13 protein-coding genes are annotated in these 14133 nt (G+C 67.7%); 11 read left to right on the forward strand and 2 right to left on the reverse strand.

Annotated elements, in window-relative coordinates; genetic code table 11:
* The first annotated feature begins 3 nt into the window (after positions 1-3).
* The 6 genes from ACWW1C_RS09685 to ACWW1C_RS09710 all read left to right on the forward strand — a co-directional run bounded on the left by ACWW1C_RS09685 (position 4) and on the right by ACWW1C_RS09710 (position 4105).
* Positions 4-315 carry a hypothetical protein gene (locus tag ACWW1C_RS09685; RefSeq protein ID WP_455983230.1) on the forward strand — a complete coding sequence of 104 codons (312 nt, stop codon included), beginning with the start codon at positions 4-6 and terminating at the stop codon, positions 313-315.
* Positions 316-368: 53 nt separating this feature from the next.
* On the forward strand, positions 369-1199 hold the full coding sequence (locus tag ACWW1C_RS09690) for an undecaprenyl-diphosphate phosphatase (RefSeq protein ID WP_455984214.1): 831 nt from the start codon (positions 369-371) through the stop codon (positions 1197-1199).
* Between the two features lie 16 nt (positions 1200-1215).
* A complete protein-coding gene (locus ACWW1C_RS09695) occupies positions 1216-1935 on the forward strand; it encodes a histidine phosphatase family protein (protein ID WP_455983231.1) in 720 nt (239 codons plus the stop codon).
* Between the two features lie 29 nt (positions 1936-1964).
* Positions 1965-2558 (forward strand): DUF3090 domain-containing protein, encoded by a 594-nt coding sequence (locus ACWW1C_RS09700; RefSeq protein ID WP_455983232.1) that lies wholly within the window; start codon positions 1965-1967, stop codon positions 2556-2558.
* Entirely contained in the window at positions 2545-3360 is an 816-nt protein-coding gene (locus tag ACWW1C_RS09705) for an SCO1664 family protein (protein WP_455983233.1), read from the forward strand. Before ACWW1C_RS09700 ends, ACWW1C_RS09705 begins: the two co-directional genes overlap by 14 nt.
* A gap of 79 nt (positions 3361-3439) precedes the next feature.
* Entirely contained in the window at positions 3440-4105 is a 666-nt protein-coding gene (locus tag ACWW1C_RS09710; RefSeq protein WP_455983234.1) for a GNAT family N-acetyltransferase, read from the forward strand.
* Between the two features lie 66 nt (positions 4106-4171).
* On the opposite strand, the gene ACWW1C_RS09715 is transcribed toward ACWW1C_RS09710, so the two are convergent.
* Positions 4172-4429 carry a hypothetical protein gene (locus tag ACWW1C_RS09715; RefSeq protein ID WP_455983235.1) on the reverse strand — a complete coding sequence of 86 codons (258 nt, stop codon included), beginning with the start codon at positions 4427-4429 and terminating at the stop codon, positions 4172-4174.
* 142 nt (positions 4430-4571) lie between these two features.
* On the opposite strand from ACWW1C_RS09715, the gene ACWW1C_RS09720 reads away from it, so the two are divergent.
* From ACWW1C_RS09720 to ACWW1C_RS09735, 4 genes are read left to right on the forward strand one after another with little or no spacing between them, the layout of a single operon-like run.
* Positions 4572-5345, forward strand: coding sequence for a 3'(2'),5'-bisphosphate nucleotidase CysQ (locus ACWW1C_RS09720; protein WP_455983236.1), 774 nt, complete (start codon positions 4572-4574; stop codon positions 5343-5345).
* A 38-nt stretch (positions 5346-5383) separates the two neighbouring features.
* Positions 5384-6643, forward strand: coding sequence for a cysteine--1-D-myo-inosityl 2-amino-2-deoxy-alpha-D-glucopyranoside ligase (gene mshC, locus ACWW1C_RS09725; RefSeq protein WP_455983237.1), 1260 nt, complete (start codon positions 5384-5386; stop codon positions 6641-6643).
* Between the two features lie 31 nt (positions 6644-6674).
* Positions 6675-7550 (forward strand): SDR family oxidoreductase, encoded by an 876-nt coding sequence (locus ACWW1C_RS09730; RefSeq protein WP_455983238.1) that lies wholly within the window; start codon positions 6675-6677, stop codon positions 7548-7550.
* Positions 7551-7552: 2 nt separating this feature from the next.
* On the forward strand, positions 7553-8974 hold the full coding sequence (locus tag ACWW1C_RS09735; protein ID WP_455983239.1) for a DUF1254 domain-containing protein: 1422 nt from the start codon (positions 7553-7555) through the stop codon (positions 8972-8974).
* Positions 8975-9194: 220 nt separating this feature from the next.
* Here ACWW1C_RS09735 and ACWW1C_RS09740 read toward each other — a convergent pair whose 3' ends face one another.
* Complete coding sequence (locus tag ACWW1C_RS09740; protein ID WP_455984215.1) at positions 9195-10052, reverse strand: PAC2 family protein; 858 nt, start codon at positions 10050-10052, stop codon at positions 9195-9197.
* Positions 10053-10317: 265 nt separating this feature from the next.
* Between ACWW1C_RS09740 and metH the strand changes: the two genes are divergently transcribed.
* Positions 10318-14112, forward strand: coding sequence for a methionine synthase (gene metH, locus ACWW1C_RS09745; protein ID WP_455983240.1), 3795 nt, complete (start codon positions 10318-10320; stop codon positions 14110-14112).
* The last annotated feature ends 21 nt before the right edge of the window (positions 14113-14133 follow it).

Genomic DNA, 14133 nt, shown 5'->3' on the forward strand with positions numbered 1-14133 from the left:
GTCATGAGCATTGCCACCGACGGCGATCTTGCCAACGGTAATTTTGCTATCGAGGACCTTTCGACAGGTCTGCGGGCCAGCGGGTTTGGCCAAGTCGGCGACGGCCGGAGTTTTTCCTTTCGCCTGGATGACAAACGCATGTTGATTGTCGAGGTCTACCGGCCACGTTTGTCGGGTCCGGTGCCCCAGGAAGAGGACATCGTCGCGCTGGCCTCGCGAAGCCTGGCTCACGTCGACGTGCACGACGAGCGCAGTCTCGCCGCCGCCGTCCGCGACGCTGTCGCCGACGCACAACCGGTGCAGCGCAACCACTAAGGCCCGCGTCCGCCGCTCACGGTACGGTCGTCGGCGTGACTGACGTGGCAGCCATGAGCTGGTGGCAGACGATCGTGCTGGCCGTCCTTCAGGGGCTCACCGAGTTTCTGCCGGTGTCGTCGTCGGGCCACCTGGCCATCGCGTCCCGGCTGTTCTTCGCCGGCGACGCCGGCGCATCCTTCACCGCCGTCTCACAGCTGGGCACCGAGGCCGCGGTGCTGATCTATTTCGCCAAGGACATCTGGCGCATCCTCACCGCCTGGTTCGGCGGCCTGACCGATGCGGCCCGCCGCACCGCCGACTACTGGCTGGGCTGGTGGGTGATCATCGGCACCATCCCGATCTGCGTGCTGGGACTGCTGTTCAAGGACCAGATTCGTTCCGGCGCCCGCAATCTGTGGGTGGTCGCCACCGCGATGATCGTGTTCTCCGCGGTCATCGCCCTCGCCGAGTACGTCGGCAAGCAGACCCGCGACGTCGAGCAGCTGACCTGGAAGGACAGCGTCATCGTCGGCCTGGCGCAGTGTCTGGCGCTGGTGCCGGGGGTGTCCCGGTCCGGTGCGACGATCAGCGCCGGCCTGTTCCTCGGCATGAATCGTGAACTGTCGGCGCGCTTCGGCTTCCTGCTCGCGATCCCCGCGGTGCTGGCGTCCGGATTGTTCTCGCTGCCCGACGCCTTCAAGCCCGTCACCGAAGGCATGAGCGCCACCGGCGCCCAGCTGGCCGTGGCCATCGCGATCGCGTTCGTGGTCGGCTACGCCGCGGTGTCATGGTTCCTGAAATTCCTGGTGCGGCACAGCATGTACTGGTTCGTCGGCTACCGCGTCGTGCTCGGCGTGACGGTGCTGGCGCTCCTCGGTACCGGCGTGGTGGCAGCGCAGTGACACCGAAGGGAACCCGATGACCGTCATCCTCCTGCGGCACGGACGGTCGACGTCCAACACCGCACACACACTGGCCGGCCGGTCCGAGGGCGTCGACCTCGACGACAAGGGGCGTGCCCAGGCACAGGGCATCGTCGACAGGATCGGCGAGCTGCCGGTCAAGGCCATCGTCCGGTCGCCGCTGCTGCGTTGTGAGAACACCGTCGCTCCGCTGGCCGGCGCGCTCGGCCTGCAGCCGCGCGTCGACGACCGGCTGACCGAAGTCGACTACGGCAGCTGGACCGGCCGCAAGATCGCCGAATTGGTCAAAGAGTCCTTGTGGCCCGTCGTCCAGCAGCAGCCCAGCGCCGCGGTGTTCCCCGACGGCGAGGGGCTGGCGCAGGTGCAGTCGCGCGCCGTCGCGGCGGTCCGCGAGATCGATCGGACCCTGGCCAAGGAGCACGACGGTGACACGCTGTGGATCGCGTGCACGCACGGCGACGTCATCAAGGCGGTACTGGCCGATGCTCTCGGCGTGCATCTCGATGGCTTCCAGCGGATCGTCGCCGACCCGGCCTCGATGAGCGTCGTCCGTTACACGCCACACCGGCCGTTCGTCCTTCATGTCAACCACACCGGCACGGATCTCAGCTCGTCGCTTCGTCCCAAGCCTGAGGAGCCCAAATCCGACCAGCCCGGCAAGCCCGACGATGCCGCGCCGACACACGACGCAACCGTCGGTGGCTCGACCGACTAAACCGGTGAACCGGTATTTTGAAAGGTGCCATGGCCCGCGCAATTCACGTCTTCCGCTCTCCCGACCGCTTCGTGGCCGGGACCGTTGGGCAGCCGGGTAACCGGACGTTCTACCTGCAAGCCGTGCACGAGCAGCGGGTTGTCTCGGTGATGCTGGAGAAGCAGCAAGTCGCGGTCCTGGCCGAACGCATCTCCGCGCTGCTCGTCGAGATCAACCGCCGGTTCGGGACGCCGATCCCGCCCGACACCGGCGAGGTGACCGACCTCAACCCGCTCGTCATGCCGGTGGATGCCGAGTTCCGGGTGGGCACCATGGGCCTCGGCTGGGACTCCGAGGCGCAGACCGTCGTGGTGGAGTTGCTGGCCGTCACCGACTCGGAGTTCGACGCCTCCGTCGTGCTCGACGACGCCGAGGAAGGTCCGGACGCAGTCCGGGTGTTCCTGAGCCCGCAGTCGGCGCGAGACTTCGCGAACCGCTCGAATCGGGTGATCTCCGCGGGCCGGCCGCCGTGCCCGCTGTGCGAGGAACCGCTCGACCCCGAGGGACATATCTGCGTGCGCACCAACGGATATCGGCGGGGCCTGCTGGATGCCGGTGGTGATGAGCCGGATGACGCTTCCTGACCCGGAACAGGTGCTGCTACGCGGTGAGCTGACGGCGCTCGGGCGCATCAGGTCGGCCAGCAACGCGACGTTCCTGTGCGAAGCCGAACTGGACGGCGCCCTGCTGCACTGTGTGTACAAACCGATCTCCGGGGAAGCGCCGCTGTGGGATTTCCCCGACGGCACACTGGCCGGCCGGGAGCTGGCCGCCTACCTGGTGTCGGCGGCGCTGGGCTGGAACCTGGTGCCGCACACCATCATCCGTGACGGACCGGCGGGTCCGGGCATGGTGCAGCGGTGGGTCGATCAACCTGGTGACGCGCTCAGTGAGACCGAACCCGCATCCGGTCCGGACCTCGTCGACCTCGTTCCGGCCGGTCACGTGCCGGCGGGCTACCTGCCGATCCTGCGGGCCTACGATCACAAGGGCGACGAGGTGGTGCTGGTGCACGCCGACGACCACCGGCTGCACCGGCTGGCGGTGTTCGACGTGCTGATCAACAACGCCGATCGCAAGGGCGGCCATGTGCTGTCCGGCGCCGACGGTCAGGTGTACGGCGTCGACCACGGCGTCAGCCTGCACTCTGACGACAAGCTGCGCACCGTGCTGTGGGGCTGGGCCGGAAAACCGATCGACGACGATGTGCTCGGTGCGGTCGCCGCGTTGCAGGACACCCTGCGCGACACCCTCGCGGCGGAACTGGCCCCGCACCTGACGCGCCACGAGATCGCCGCCTTGCGGGCGAGAGTTGTTGAGCTGCTTGATAATCCGATCATGCCCACCCCGGATCGGCATCGGCCGATCCCGTGGCCGGCCTTTTGATCGCGGTTTGCACACAGGTAGCGATTTGCGTAGTGATTTCGGGAGCCCTACCGATCGGTAGTGCTCTAGGCTCGTCGGCATGACCGACCACGACAAGGCCGCAGCCCGCCGCGAGATCACCGACGCCCTCCAGAAAGCACTGGATCGCCGGCATGAGGTGCTCGACGTCATCGTCGAAGCCGACAACAAGGCCGCCGCTGTTGATGCCATCGCCAAGCTGCTGGGCACCTCCCATGCCGGTGGCGAGCAGGTCATGGCGATGTCCTTCGATCTGCTGACCAAGGATGCACGCAAGCGCATCGCCGACGAACTGGAAGATCTGAACGGCCAGCTGTCCTTTGCGGTGAAGGACCGCCCCGCCAGCTTCGGGGACAACTTGTCGCTGCGCCCGTTCTCCGGCGCCGCCGACCGCGACATCTTCGCCACTCGTACCGCCGATGTCGGTGCGTCCGGCGATGGCTCGGGCCGTGCCGCCGGTGACCTGGACGACGAGATCAAGGCCGCCCTTGCCCGCGTCAACGCCGAGGAAGCGGTGTGGTTCGTCGCCGAGGAAGACGGCGCCAAGGTCGGCATGGTGTTCGGCGAACTGGTCGGCGGCGAGGTCAACGTCCGGATCTGGGTGCACCCCGAGCATCGCCACCGTGGCTACGGCACCGCGGCGCTGCGGCGGTCGCGGTCGGAGATGGCGTCGTACTTCCCGGCTGTGCCCATGGTGGTTCGCGCCCCGGGTGCGACGCCGAAGTAGGCTGTGCCCCAACGTAAAAGGGCTCCGGGGAATTCCCCGGAGCCCTTTTACGCGCCTGTCGTCAGCTCAGCCGGAGTACGGCTTGGCCTTGACCGGCGGGGAAGCGACGGTGACAGGCTCGACGCTGCTGGGCGTCGTCGGCGTTTCGGTGGCGCCCATGTTGATCGCGGCGACGGTCGGCTGGTTGTAGACGCCCGACGAGGCGCCGTGTCCCGACGAGGCGACGGGCGCGACGGCGGGCGTGGGGGCGTGGGTCGTGCCGTAGACGCCGAGTGCGACACCCGCCGCGACGCCGACGAATCCGAATGTCTTCGCCACCTTCATGACGTCCTCCTTAATGACCACGTGGTAAATAGTTGTCCAAAATGCTATGAGTCCTATTTCGGCAGGACCTGCCAGCAGCCTGCAACGTGCCTGTGAATAGGCGATTTCGGCTGTGACGTCGCCCTCGGCGATACTCATTGGCATGGCGGACAGCGGCAGGGCGCGCAGCGATGTCGCGCTGGCCGCCGAGGTTGCGCACGAGGCGGGGGAGTTCCTGCTGTCGGTGCGTGACCGACTCGGCTCCCACGATCCGTACACCCTCGGCGCGGCCGGCGACCGGCACGCCAACACGCTGATCCTCGACCGGCTGCGCACGGCCCGCCCCGACGACGCCATCCTGTCCGAGGAGGCCGCTGACGACCTCGTCCGGCTCCGCTCGAACCGCGTGTGGATCGTCGACCCGGTCGACGGCACCCGCGAGTTCGGCCGGGGCCGGCCGGACTGGGCCGTCCACATCGCGCTGTGGCAGCGCGACGGCAGCCCGCACGGGTCCATCACCGACGCGGCCGTCGCGCTGCCCGCACACGGCGAGGTGCACCGCACCGACACCGCAACCGCGCCGCCGCCGCGCCGGCCCGGCCCGATCCGCGTCGCCACCAGCACCTACCGGCCGCCGGCTGTGGTCTGGTGGCTGCGCGACGTGCTCGACATGGAGCTCGTCGGCATCGGCTCGGCCGGTGCCAAGGCCATGGCCGTGGTGCGCGGCGACGTCGACGCCTACGTACATGCCGGCGGGCAGTGGGAATGGGACTCGGCCGCACCGGCGGCCGTGGTGCAGGCGGCGGGGCTGTTCGCCTCGCGTCTGGACGGCTCGCCGCTGCGGTACAACCGGCCCGACCCGTACCTGCCGGACTTCGTCATGTGCCGCCCCGAATTCGCCGACACCCTGCTCGACGCCGTGCGCCAGGTGTCCTGACTGAGCCGTGTCTCGGGACACACCCTAAAGTCGATGTCATGCGATCGTGGCTGGCGCCCAGCGTCCCGAACCTGCCGGGCCGGCCGAGACAGGCCGGTCCCGAACTCCGGCTCTATGACACCGCGGACCGTCAGGTCCGGCCGGTCTCGGCGGGCCCGAAGGCCACCATGTACGTCTGCGGGATCACGCCGTACGACGCCACCCACCTCGGCCACGCCGCCACCTATCTGACCTTCGACCTGGTGCACCGGTACTGGCTCGACGCCGGCCACGACGTCCACTACGTGCAGAACGTCACCGACGTCGACGACCCGCTGTTCGAGCGCGCCGCGCGCGACGGCATCGACTGGCGCGCCCTCGGCGACCGCGAGACCGAGCTGTTCCGGCAGGACATGGCGGCGCTGCGAGTGCTCCCGCCGCACGACTACGTCGGCGCCATCGAGTCGATCGCCGAGGTCGTCGAGCTCGTGGAGAAGCTGCTGGCCTCCGGTGCCGCGTATGTCATCGACGACGCCAATGAACCTGGGTACCCCGACATTTATTATCGGGCCGACGCCACCGTCCAGTTCGGCTACGAGTCGGGCTATGACCGCGACACCATGCTGGCGTTGTTCGGTGAGCGCGGCGGTGACCCCGACCGCGTCGGCAAGGTCAACCCGCTGGACGCCCTGCTGTGGCGTGTGCAGCGGCCGGGCGAGCCGAGTTGGCCGTCGCCGTTCGGCGCGGGCCGGCCGGGCTGGCACATCGAGTGCGCGGCGATCGCGCTGAACCGCCTCGGCCCGGGCGTGGACATCCAGGGCGGCGGCAGCGACCTGGCCTTCCCGCACCACGAATTCTCCGCCGCGCACGCCGAATCGGTAACGGGGGAGCGGCGTTTCGCCCGCCACTACGTGCACGGCGGGATGATCGGCTGGGACGGCCACAAGATGAGCAAGAGCCGTGGCAACCTGGTGCTGGTGTCGCAGCTGCGGGCCGACGGCGTCGACCCGGGCGCCATCCGGCTGGGCCTGATGGCGGGGCACTACCGCGCCGACCGCTTCTGGAGCCCCGAGGTACTCAGCACCGCGCAGCTACGGCTGCAGCGCTGGCGGGCCGCCGCCGCGCTGCCTGCCGGACCTGATGCCGCCGATCTGCTGGCGCGGGTGCGCCGCTACCTCGCCGACGACCTGGATACTCCGAAAGTTCTTGCTGCCCTTGACGGTTGGTCGACGGACGCGCTGGAGTACGGTGGCCATGATGCGGCCTCACCGCGCTTGGTGGCCGACACCGTCGACGCACTGCTCGGGGTGACCCTCTAGTCACTTCGCCGTGAGAGTACGTTTTCGGACCATGGGTTCTGTGTACGGAAAAGTCGTCTTCATCACCGGTGGTGCTGCGGGGGTCGGGGCCGAAGTGGCCCGCCGGTTGCACCGGAAAGGTGCCAAGCTGGTGCTGACCGACGTCGACGCGGCAGCGTTGGACGCCACGGCCGCCACGCTCGGTGACGACGTCCTGACCGTGGTCGCCGACGTCCGCGACCTGTCGTCGATGCAGGCCGCCGCCGATGCGGCCGTCGAGCGTTTCGGCGGCATCGACGTCGTCATGGCCAACGCCGGTATCGCCACGTACGGCTCGGTGTTGCAGGTCGACCCCGAGGCCTTCAAGCGGCTGCTCGACATCAACGTGCTCGGGGTGTTCCACACCGTGCGCGCCACGCTGCCGTCGGTCCTCGACCGCCGGGGCTACGTGCTGATCGTGTCGTCACTGGCCGCCTACACCGCTGCTCCGGGTCTGGCGCCCTACAACGCATCCAAGGCCGCGGTCGAGCATTTCGCCAACGCGCTGCGTCTCGAGGTCGGCTACCGCGGCGTCGACGTCGGCTCGGCACACATGTCCTGGATCGACACCGCCATGGTGCGCGATTCCAAGTCCGACCTGTCGACCTTCGCCGAGATGCTGACGAAGCTGCCATGGCCGATCAGCAAGACGACGTCGGTCGACAAGTGCGGTGAGGCCTTCGTCGCCGGTATCGAGGGACGCAAGACGCGAGTGAACTGCCCCGGCTGGGTCGGCGGGCTGCGCTGGCTGCGCCCGCTGCTGGCGACGCGCATCGGCGAGGTGCCGGTGGCCAAGTTCGTGCCCGATCTGCTGCCCCGGATGGACGTCGAGGTGGCCGCCCTGGGCCGCTCGTCCAGCGCGCACACCGAGCAGCTCGACAAGCACTGACCATGCGGGTCGGTTTCTTCTGCCTCGGCCTCATCGCGATGCTGTTGGCGGTGACCGGGTGCGCGGACCACGAGTCGTCCGGGCCCTCGGCGCCGCAGCCGCCGACCCCCGAGCAGGTGCGGGCCATCGCGAAATCGGCTTACACGTACGGGTTTCCGATGGTCGACAACTATCGGGTCCAGCACTCGTACTTCGTCGACAAGGCCGGGCCCGAGTACAAGGGCGCCTGGAACCAGATCCACAACACCGCGCGGGTCTACACGCCGGCGGACACGGCGATCCAGACCCCCAACTCGGACACCCCGTACTCGTTCCTGGGCGCCGACCTGCGCGCCGAGCCGCTGGTGCTGAGCGTCCCCGAGGTCGAACCGCGCCGTTACTACTCGCTGCAGTTCGTCGACGGCTACACGTACAACATCGCGTACGTCGGTAGCCGCGCGACCGGCAACGGCGCGGGCAAATACCTTCTGGCCGGGCCGAATTGGCACGGCGCGACGCCGCCGGGCATCGAGCGGGTGATCCGCAGCTCGACCGAATTGGCCTTTGTGATGTACCGCACCCAGCTGTTCGGGCCGACGGACATCGACAACGTCAAGAAGATTCAGGCCGGTTACCAGGTGACCCCGCTGTCGGGCTTCCTGAATCAGCCACCGCCACCGCCGGCCCCGCCCATCGACTTCGTCGCCCCGCTGTCCGCGCAGGACGAGCGCACGTCGCCGAAGTTCTTCGAAATCCTCAACTTCGCAATGAAGTTCGCGCCGGCGCAGCCCGCCGAGGAGGTCATGCGGCAGCGCTTCGCCACGATCGGCATCGGCTCCGACGGCACCTTCCGCGCGGACAAGCTGACACCCGAGAACCGCAAGGCCGTCGAGGACGGGATGGCCGATGCCTGGGCGGCGTTCAACACGCTGAAGAAGGACAAGATCGATACCGGCGAGGTGACGTCGGCCCAATTGTTCGGCACCGCAAGCGATCTCAAGGGCAACTACCTGTACCGGATGGCCGGTGCGGTGCTCGGCATCTACGGCAACACCGCGGCCGAGGCGATCTATCCCAGTTCTTCGAACGACAGCAGCGGAACGCCACTGACCGGCGCCCACAACTACACCCTGCGGTTCGCGCCCGGTCAGCTGCCGCCGGTCAATGCCTTCTGGTCGGTGACCATGTATGAGCTGCCGCAGAGCCTGCTCGTGGCCAATTCCATCAACCGGTACCTGATCAATTCGGCGATGCTGCCCACCCTGATCAAGGACCCCGACGGCGGCATCACGCTGAACCTGCAGAACAAGTCACCGGGGCCGGCCCGCGAAGCCAACTGGCTGCCCGCGCCGACCGGGCCGTTCGTCATCGCGATGCGGCTGTACTGGCCCAAACCCGAGGCGCTCGACGGCACCTGGAAGGCCCCCACGCCCGTCCGCGGGTAGCCCCTCCCGCGGTACCCCATCACCCGCGGTAGCCCATCACCCGCGGTAGCCCATCACCCGCGGTAACCCATCCCGTGGTACCCCATCACCCGCGAGCGTGCGTGTTTGTACACGACACACCGCGTGATCGCGTACGAATGCTGTCGCTCGGCGGCCGCGAACGTGCGCAATGTGCACGTCAGCCGCGGCGTGTCGGTGTGCAGACACGGCCGCTCGCGGGTCAACGACCTCTGCGCTTGAGGTACCGCTCGAACTCCGCCGCCAGTGCGTCGCCGTCGATCTTGCCGAGTGCCTCGTTCATGTCGACCTCGGCGTCGCCGCGTTCTTCCAGGGACTGCACGTATTCGGCGATCTCGTCGTCGTCGGCGGTCATCTCGGTGACCGACTGCTCCCACTCCTCGGCCTGTGCCGGCAGGTCGCCGAGGGGCACCTCGATGTCCAGGGCGTCCTCGACGCGGCGCAGCAGCGCGACGGTGGCCTTGGGGCACGGGGGCTGCGACACGTAGTGCGGCACCGCGGCCCAGAACGTGACCGCCGGGATACCGGCCTGCACGCAGGCGTCCTGGAAAACCCCGGCGATGCCGGTCGGGCCTTCGTAGCGGGTCTCTTCGAGGCCGAAGAACTTGGCCGAGTCCGCGGAGTACGCCGCGCCGGAGACCGGCACAGGGCGGGTGTGCGGGGTGTCTGCGAGCAGTGCTCCCAGGATGACGACGGTCTGCACATTGAGCTTGTCCAGGATCGCCAGCAGCTCGGCGCAGAACGTTCGCCACCGCATGTTCGGCTCGACGCCGTGCATCAGCACCACATCGCGATCCGAGCCCGGCGGACGACAGTGGGAGATGCTCATCGACGGCCACACCAGCTCGCGCGTGACGCCGTCGACCTGGCGGATCACGGGGCGATTCACCTGGTAGTCGTAGTAGCTCTCATCGTCGATCTCGACGATGGTCCGGGCCTCCCACATGGCATCCAGGTGCTCGAGGGCGTCACTGGCGGCGTCACCGGCGTCGTTCCACCCCTCGAACGCCGCGACGACGACGGCATCGTGCAGTTCGGGCAGGTCAAGGCCCTGGGGCAGGGGCCGGTCGGACGGACTCACAACGCCAGCGTAAGCCCTTATCGGCACCCGCGAGCGCTACCCCTGGGCGGGTCGGGCCGGCAAACCGATTTGGCGGGCCGCCTACCATGTTCATGTGACTGCACCGGACAAACTGCTGTCCAACGTGGGCGTCCGAACCTCTGTCCGCTGACGACGTAGACTCTTTGAGGTCGAGAGGCGTTGCAACGGATTCCAGTCTCACTGGTATCCGCCACGCTCGGCAGAGTTAAGGACGCCTTCCGCAATGGAAGGAACGCATGTGACTGCCGCACCATCGAGCACTTTCGTGCCGAACATCCGCCCCGACTGCACGGCCGAACTGACGGCTGCGCTGGGTCAGCGGATCATGGTCATCGACGGCGCGATGGGCACGGCGATCCAGCGGGACCGGCCCGATGAGGCCGGCTACCGCGGCGAGCGGTTCAAGGACTGGCCGAGCGATCTGATCGGCAACAACGACCTCCTCACCCTGACGCAGCCGCAGATCATCGAAGGCATCCACCGCGAGTACCTCGAAGCGGGCGCGGACATTCTCGAGACCAACACGTTCAACGCGAACGCGGTCTCGCTCGCCGACTACGGCATGGAGGAGTTCGCCTACGAACTGAACTATGCCGGCGCCGCACTGGCCCGCGAGGCCGCCGACGAGTTCAGCACCCCCGATAAGCCGCGCTACGTCGCCGGTGCCTTGGGCCCGACGACGCGGACCGCGTCGATCTCGCCGGATGTCAACGATCCGGGCGCCCGCAACGTGTCGTACGACCAGCTGGTCGCCGCGTACCTCGAAGCGGCCAACGGCCTGGTCGACGGCGGCTCCGACATTTTGATCATCGAGACGATCTTCGATTCGCTGAACGCCAAGGCTGCGGTGTTCGCCGTCGAGACGCTGTTCGAGCAGCGCGGCCGCCGCTGGCCGTTGATCATCTCGGGCACCATCACCGACGCGTCGGGCCGGACGCTGTCGGGTCAGGTCACCGAGGCGTTCTGGAATGCGATCCGGCACGCCAAGCCGCTCGCGGTCGGCCTCAACTGCGCGTTGGGCGCGCCCGAGATGCGGCCGTACATCGCCGAGGTCGCCCGGATTGCCGACACCTTCGTCTCCTGCTACCCGAATGCGGGTCTGCCCAACGCCTTTGGCGAGTACGACGAGTCCCCGGAGCGTCAGGCCGGCTACATCGAGGAGTTCGCCGAGGCCGGTCTGGTCAACCTGGTCGGCGGCTGCTGCGGAACCGCGCCGCCGCACATCGCCGAGATCGCCAAGGTGGTCGAGGGCAAGACGCCGCGCGAGCTGCCGGAGATCCCGGTGGCCACCCGGCTGTCGGGCCTGGAGCCGCTCAACATCACCGAAGACTCGCTGTTCGTGAACATTGGTGAGCGCACCAACATCACCGGCTCCGCCCGGTTCCGCAACCTGATCAAGGCCGAGGACTACGACACCGCGCTGTCGGTCGCCCTGCAGCAGGTCGAGGTCGGTGCGCAGGTCATCGACATCAACATGGACGAGGGCATGATCGACGGCATCGCCGCGATGGACCGCTTCACCAAGCTGATCGCGGCCGAGCCGGACATCAGCCGTGTCCCGGTGATGATCGACTCCTCCAAATGGGATGTCATCGAGGCGGGTCTGAAGAACGTGCAGGGCAAGCCGATCGTGAACTCGATCTCCATGAAGGAGGGCGAGGAGAAGTTCATCCGCGAGGCCCGGCTCTGCCGCAAGTACGGCGCCGCCGTCGTCGTGATGGCCTTCGACGAGCAGGGCCAGGCCGACAACCTGGAGCGCCGCAAGGAGATCTGCGGGCGTGCTTACCGGATTCTGACCGAAGAGGTCGGCTTCCCGGCCGAGGACATCATTTTCGACCCGAACTGCTTCGCGCTGGCGACCGGCATCGAGGAGCACGCCACCTACGGCATCGACTTCATCGAGGCCTGCGCCTGGATCAAGGAGAACCTGCCCGGGGTCCACATCTCGGGCGGTATCTCGAACGTGTCGTTCTCGTTCCGCGGTAATAACCCGGTTCGCGAGGCCATCCACGCGGTGTTCCTGTTCCATGCCATCAAGGCGGGTCTGGACATGGGCATCGTCAACGCCGGTGCGCTGGTGCCCTACGACGAGATCGATCCCGAGCTGCGGGACCGCATCGAGGACGTCGTACTGAACCGCCGCGAGGACGCCGCCGAGCGGCTCCTGGAAATCGCCGAGCGGTTCAACACCAAGGCCGCGGACGAAGATCCGAAGGCGGCCGAGTGGCGCAGTCTGCCGGTGCGCGAACGGATTACGCATGCTCTGGTCAAGGGCATCGACGCTCATGTCAACGATGACACCGAGGAACTGCGCGCTGACATCGCGGCCGCGGGAGGCCGGCCGATCGAGGTCATCGAGGGTCCGCTGATGGACGGCATGAACGTCGTCGGCGACCTCTTCGGTGCGGGCAAGATGTTCCTGCCCCAGGTCGTGAAGTCGGCCCGCGTGATGAAGAAGGCTGTCGCGTACCTGCTGCCGTTCATCGAGGCGGAGAAGGAACAGAACGGCACTTCCGGGGCGGGCGAAGCGACGGGAAATGGCAAGGCGGCCAAGGACACCAACGGCACGATCGTGATGGCGACGGTGAAGGGCGACGTCCACGACATCGGCAAGAACATCGTCGGCGTTGTCCTGCAGTGCAACAACTTCGAAGTGATCGACCTCGGTGTCATGGTGCCCGCCCAGAAGATCCTGGACGCGGCCAAGGAACACAACGCCGACATCATCGGGCTGTCCGGCCTGATCACGCCGTCGCTCGACGAGATGGTGAACTTCGCCGTCGAGATGGAACGCGAGGGCCTGGAGATCCCGCTGCTGATCGGTGGTGCGACGACCTCGCGTGCGCACACGGCCGTGAAGATTTCGCCGCGCCGCAGCGGTCCGGTGGTCTGGGTCAAGGACGCGTCCCGCTCGGTGCCGGTGGCGGCTGCGCTGCTCGACGACAAGCAGCGTCCCGCCCTCATGGAGGCCACCGAGAAGGACTACGCCGCGCTGCGTGAACGGCACGCCCAGAAGCACGAGCGACCGATGCTGACGCTGGAGAAGGCGCGCGCCAACCGCACGCCCATCGAGTGGGCCGGCTACCAGCCGCCGGTGCCGGCACAAGGCGTCGGCGTGCGCGAGTTTCTCGAGTACGACCTCGCCGAGCTGCGCGAGTACATCGACTGGCAGCCGTTCTTCAACGCCTGGGAGATGAAGGGCAAGTTCCCCGACATCCTCAACAACCCGGCGTCGGGTGAGGCCGCCCGCAAGTTGTACGACGACGCCCAGGAGATGCTCGACACCCTGATCAAGGAGAAGTGGCTGCGCGCCAACGGCGTTATCGGCTTCTTCCCGGCCAACGCCGTCGGCGACGACATCGAGGTCTACACCGACGAGGCCCGCACCGAGGTGCTCACCACGCTGCGCAACCTGCGCCAGCAGGGCGAGCACCGCGACGGCATCCCGAACAAGTCGTTGGGTGACTTCATCGCGCCCAAAGACACCGGTCTCGCCGACTATGTCGGCGCCTTCGCGGTCACGGCGGGCCTCGGTAGCCAGGACAAGATCATGGAGTTCAAGGCCGCCCTCGACGACTACAGCGCCATCTTGCTGGAGTCCATCGCCGACCGGCTGGCCGAGGCGTTTGCCGAACGGATGCACCAGCGGGTCCGCGAGGAATTCTGGGGCTACCGGCCCGACGAGCAGCTCGACAACGAGGCGCTCATCGGGGAGAAGTACGTCGGAATCCGGCCCGCGCCCGGCTACCCGGCCTGCCCGGAGCACACCGAGAAGACCACGCTGTTCTCGCTGCTGGACGCCACCGAGCGCACCGGCATCGAGCTGACCGAGTCGATGGCGATGTGGCCCGGCGCCGCCGTCAGCGGCTGGTACTTCTCGCACCCGCAGTCGCAGTACTTCGTCGTCGGCCGGTTGGCCCAGGACCAGGTCGCCGACTACGCGCGGCGCAAGGGCTGGACCCTGAAGGAAGCCGAGCGCTGGCTCGCCCCCAACCTCGGCTACAACCCGGAGGACTGATTTGTTCAAGGCCGTGTTGTT

The sequence above is a fragment of the Mycobacterium sp. HM-7 genome (assembly GCF_053852335.1).

Bases quoted from the DNA above. Each gene is read 5' to 3' on its own strand.
- ACWW1C_RS09735 (WP_455983239.1), top strand. From the start codon at position 7,553: ATGCGGGTCGGTTTCTTCTGCCTCGGCCTCATCGCGATGCTGTTGGCG.
- ACWW1C_RS09720 (WP_455983236.1), top strand. From the start codon at position 4,572: ATGGCGGACAGCGGCAGGGCGCGCAGCGATGTCGCGCTGGCCGCCGAG.
- ACWW1C_RS09690 (WP_455984214.1), top strand. From the start codon at position 369: ATGAGCTGGTGGCAGACGATCGTGCTGGCCGTCCTTCAGGGGCTCACC.
- ACWW1C_RS09715 (WP_455983235.1), bottom strand. From the start codon at position 4,429: ATGAAGGTGGCGAAGACATTCGGATTCGTCGGCGTCGCGGCGGGTGTC.
- ACWW1C_RS09710 (WP_455983234.1), top strand. From the start codon at position 3,440: ATGACCGACCACGACAAGGCCGCAGCCCGCCGCGAGATCACCGACGCC.
- ACWW1C_RS09695 (WP_455983231.1), top strand. From the start codon at position 1,216: ATGACCGTCATCCTCCTGCGGCACGGACGGTCGACGTCCAACACCGCA.
- mshC (WP_455983237.1), top strand. From the start codon at position 5,384: ATGCGATCGTGGCTGGCGCCCAGCGTCCCGAACCTGCCGGGCCGGCCG.
- ACWW1C_RS09730 (WP_455983238.1), top strand. From the start codon at position 6,675: ATGGGTTCTGTGTACGGAAAAGTCGTCTTCATCACCGGTGGTGCTGCG.
- ACWW1C_RS09685 (WP_455983230.1), top strand. From the start codon at position 4: ATGAGCATTGCCACCGACGGCGATCTTGCCAACGGTAATTTTGCTATC.
- ACWW1C_RS09705 (WP_455983233.1), top strand. From the start codon at position 2,545: ATGACGCTTCCTGACCCGGAACAGGTGCTGCTACGCGGTGAGCTGACG.
- ACWW1C_RS09700 (WP_455983232.1), top strand. From the start codon at position 1,965: ATGGCCCGCGCAATTCACGTCTTCCGCTCTCCCGACCGCTTCGTGGCC.
- metH (WP_455983240.1), top strand. From the start codon at position 10,318: ATGGAAGGAACGCATGTGACTGCCGCACCATCGAGCACTTTCGTGCCG.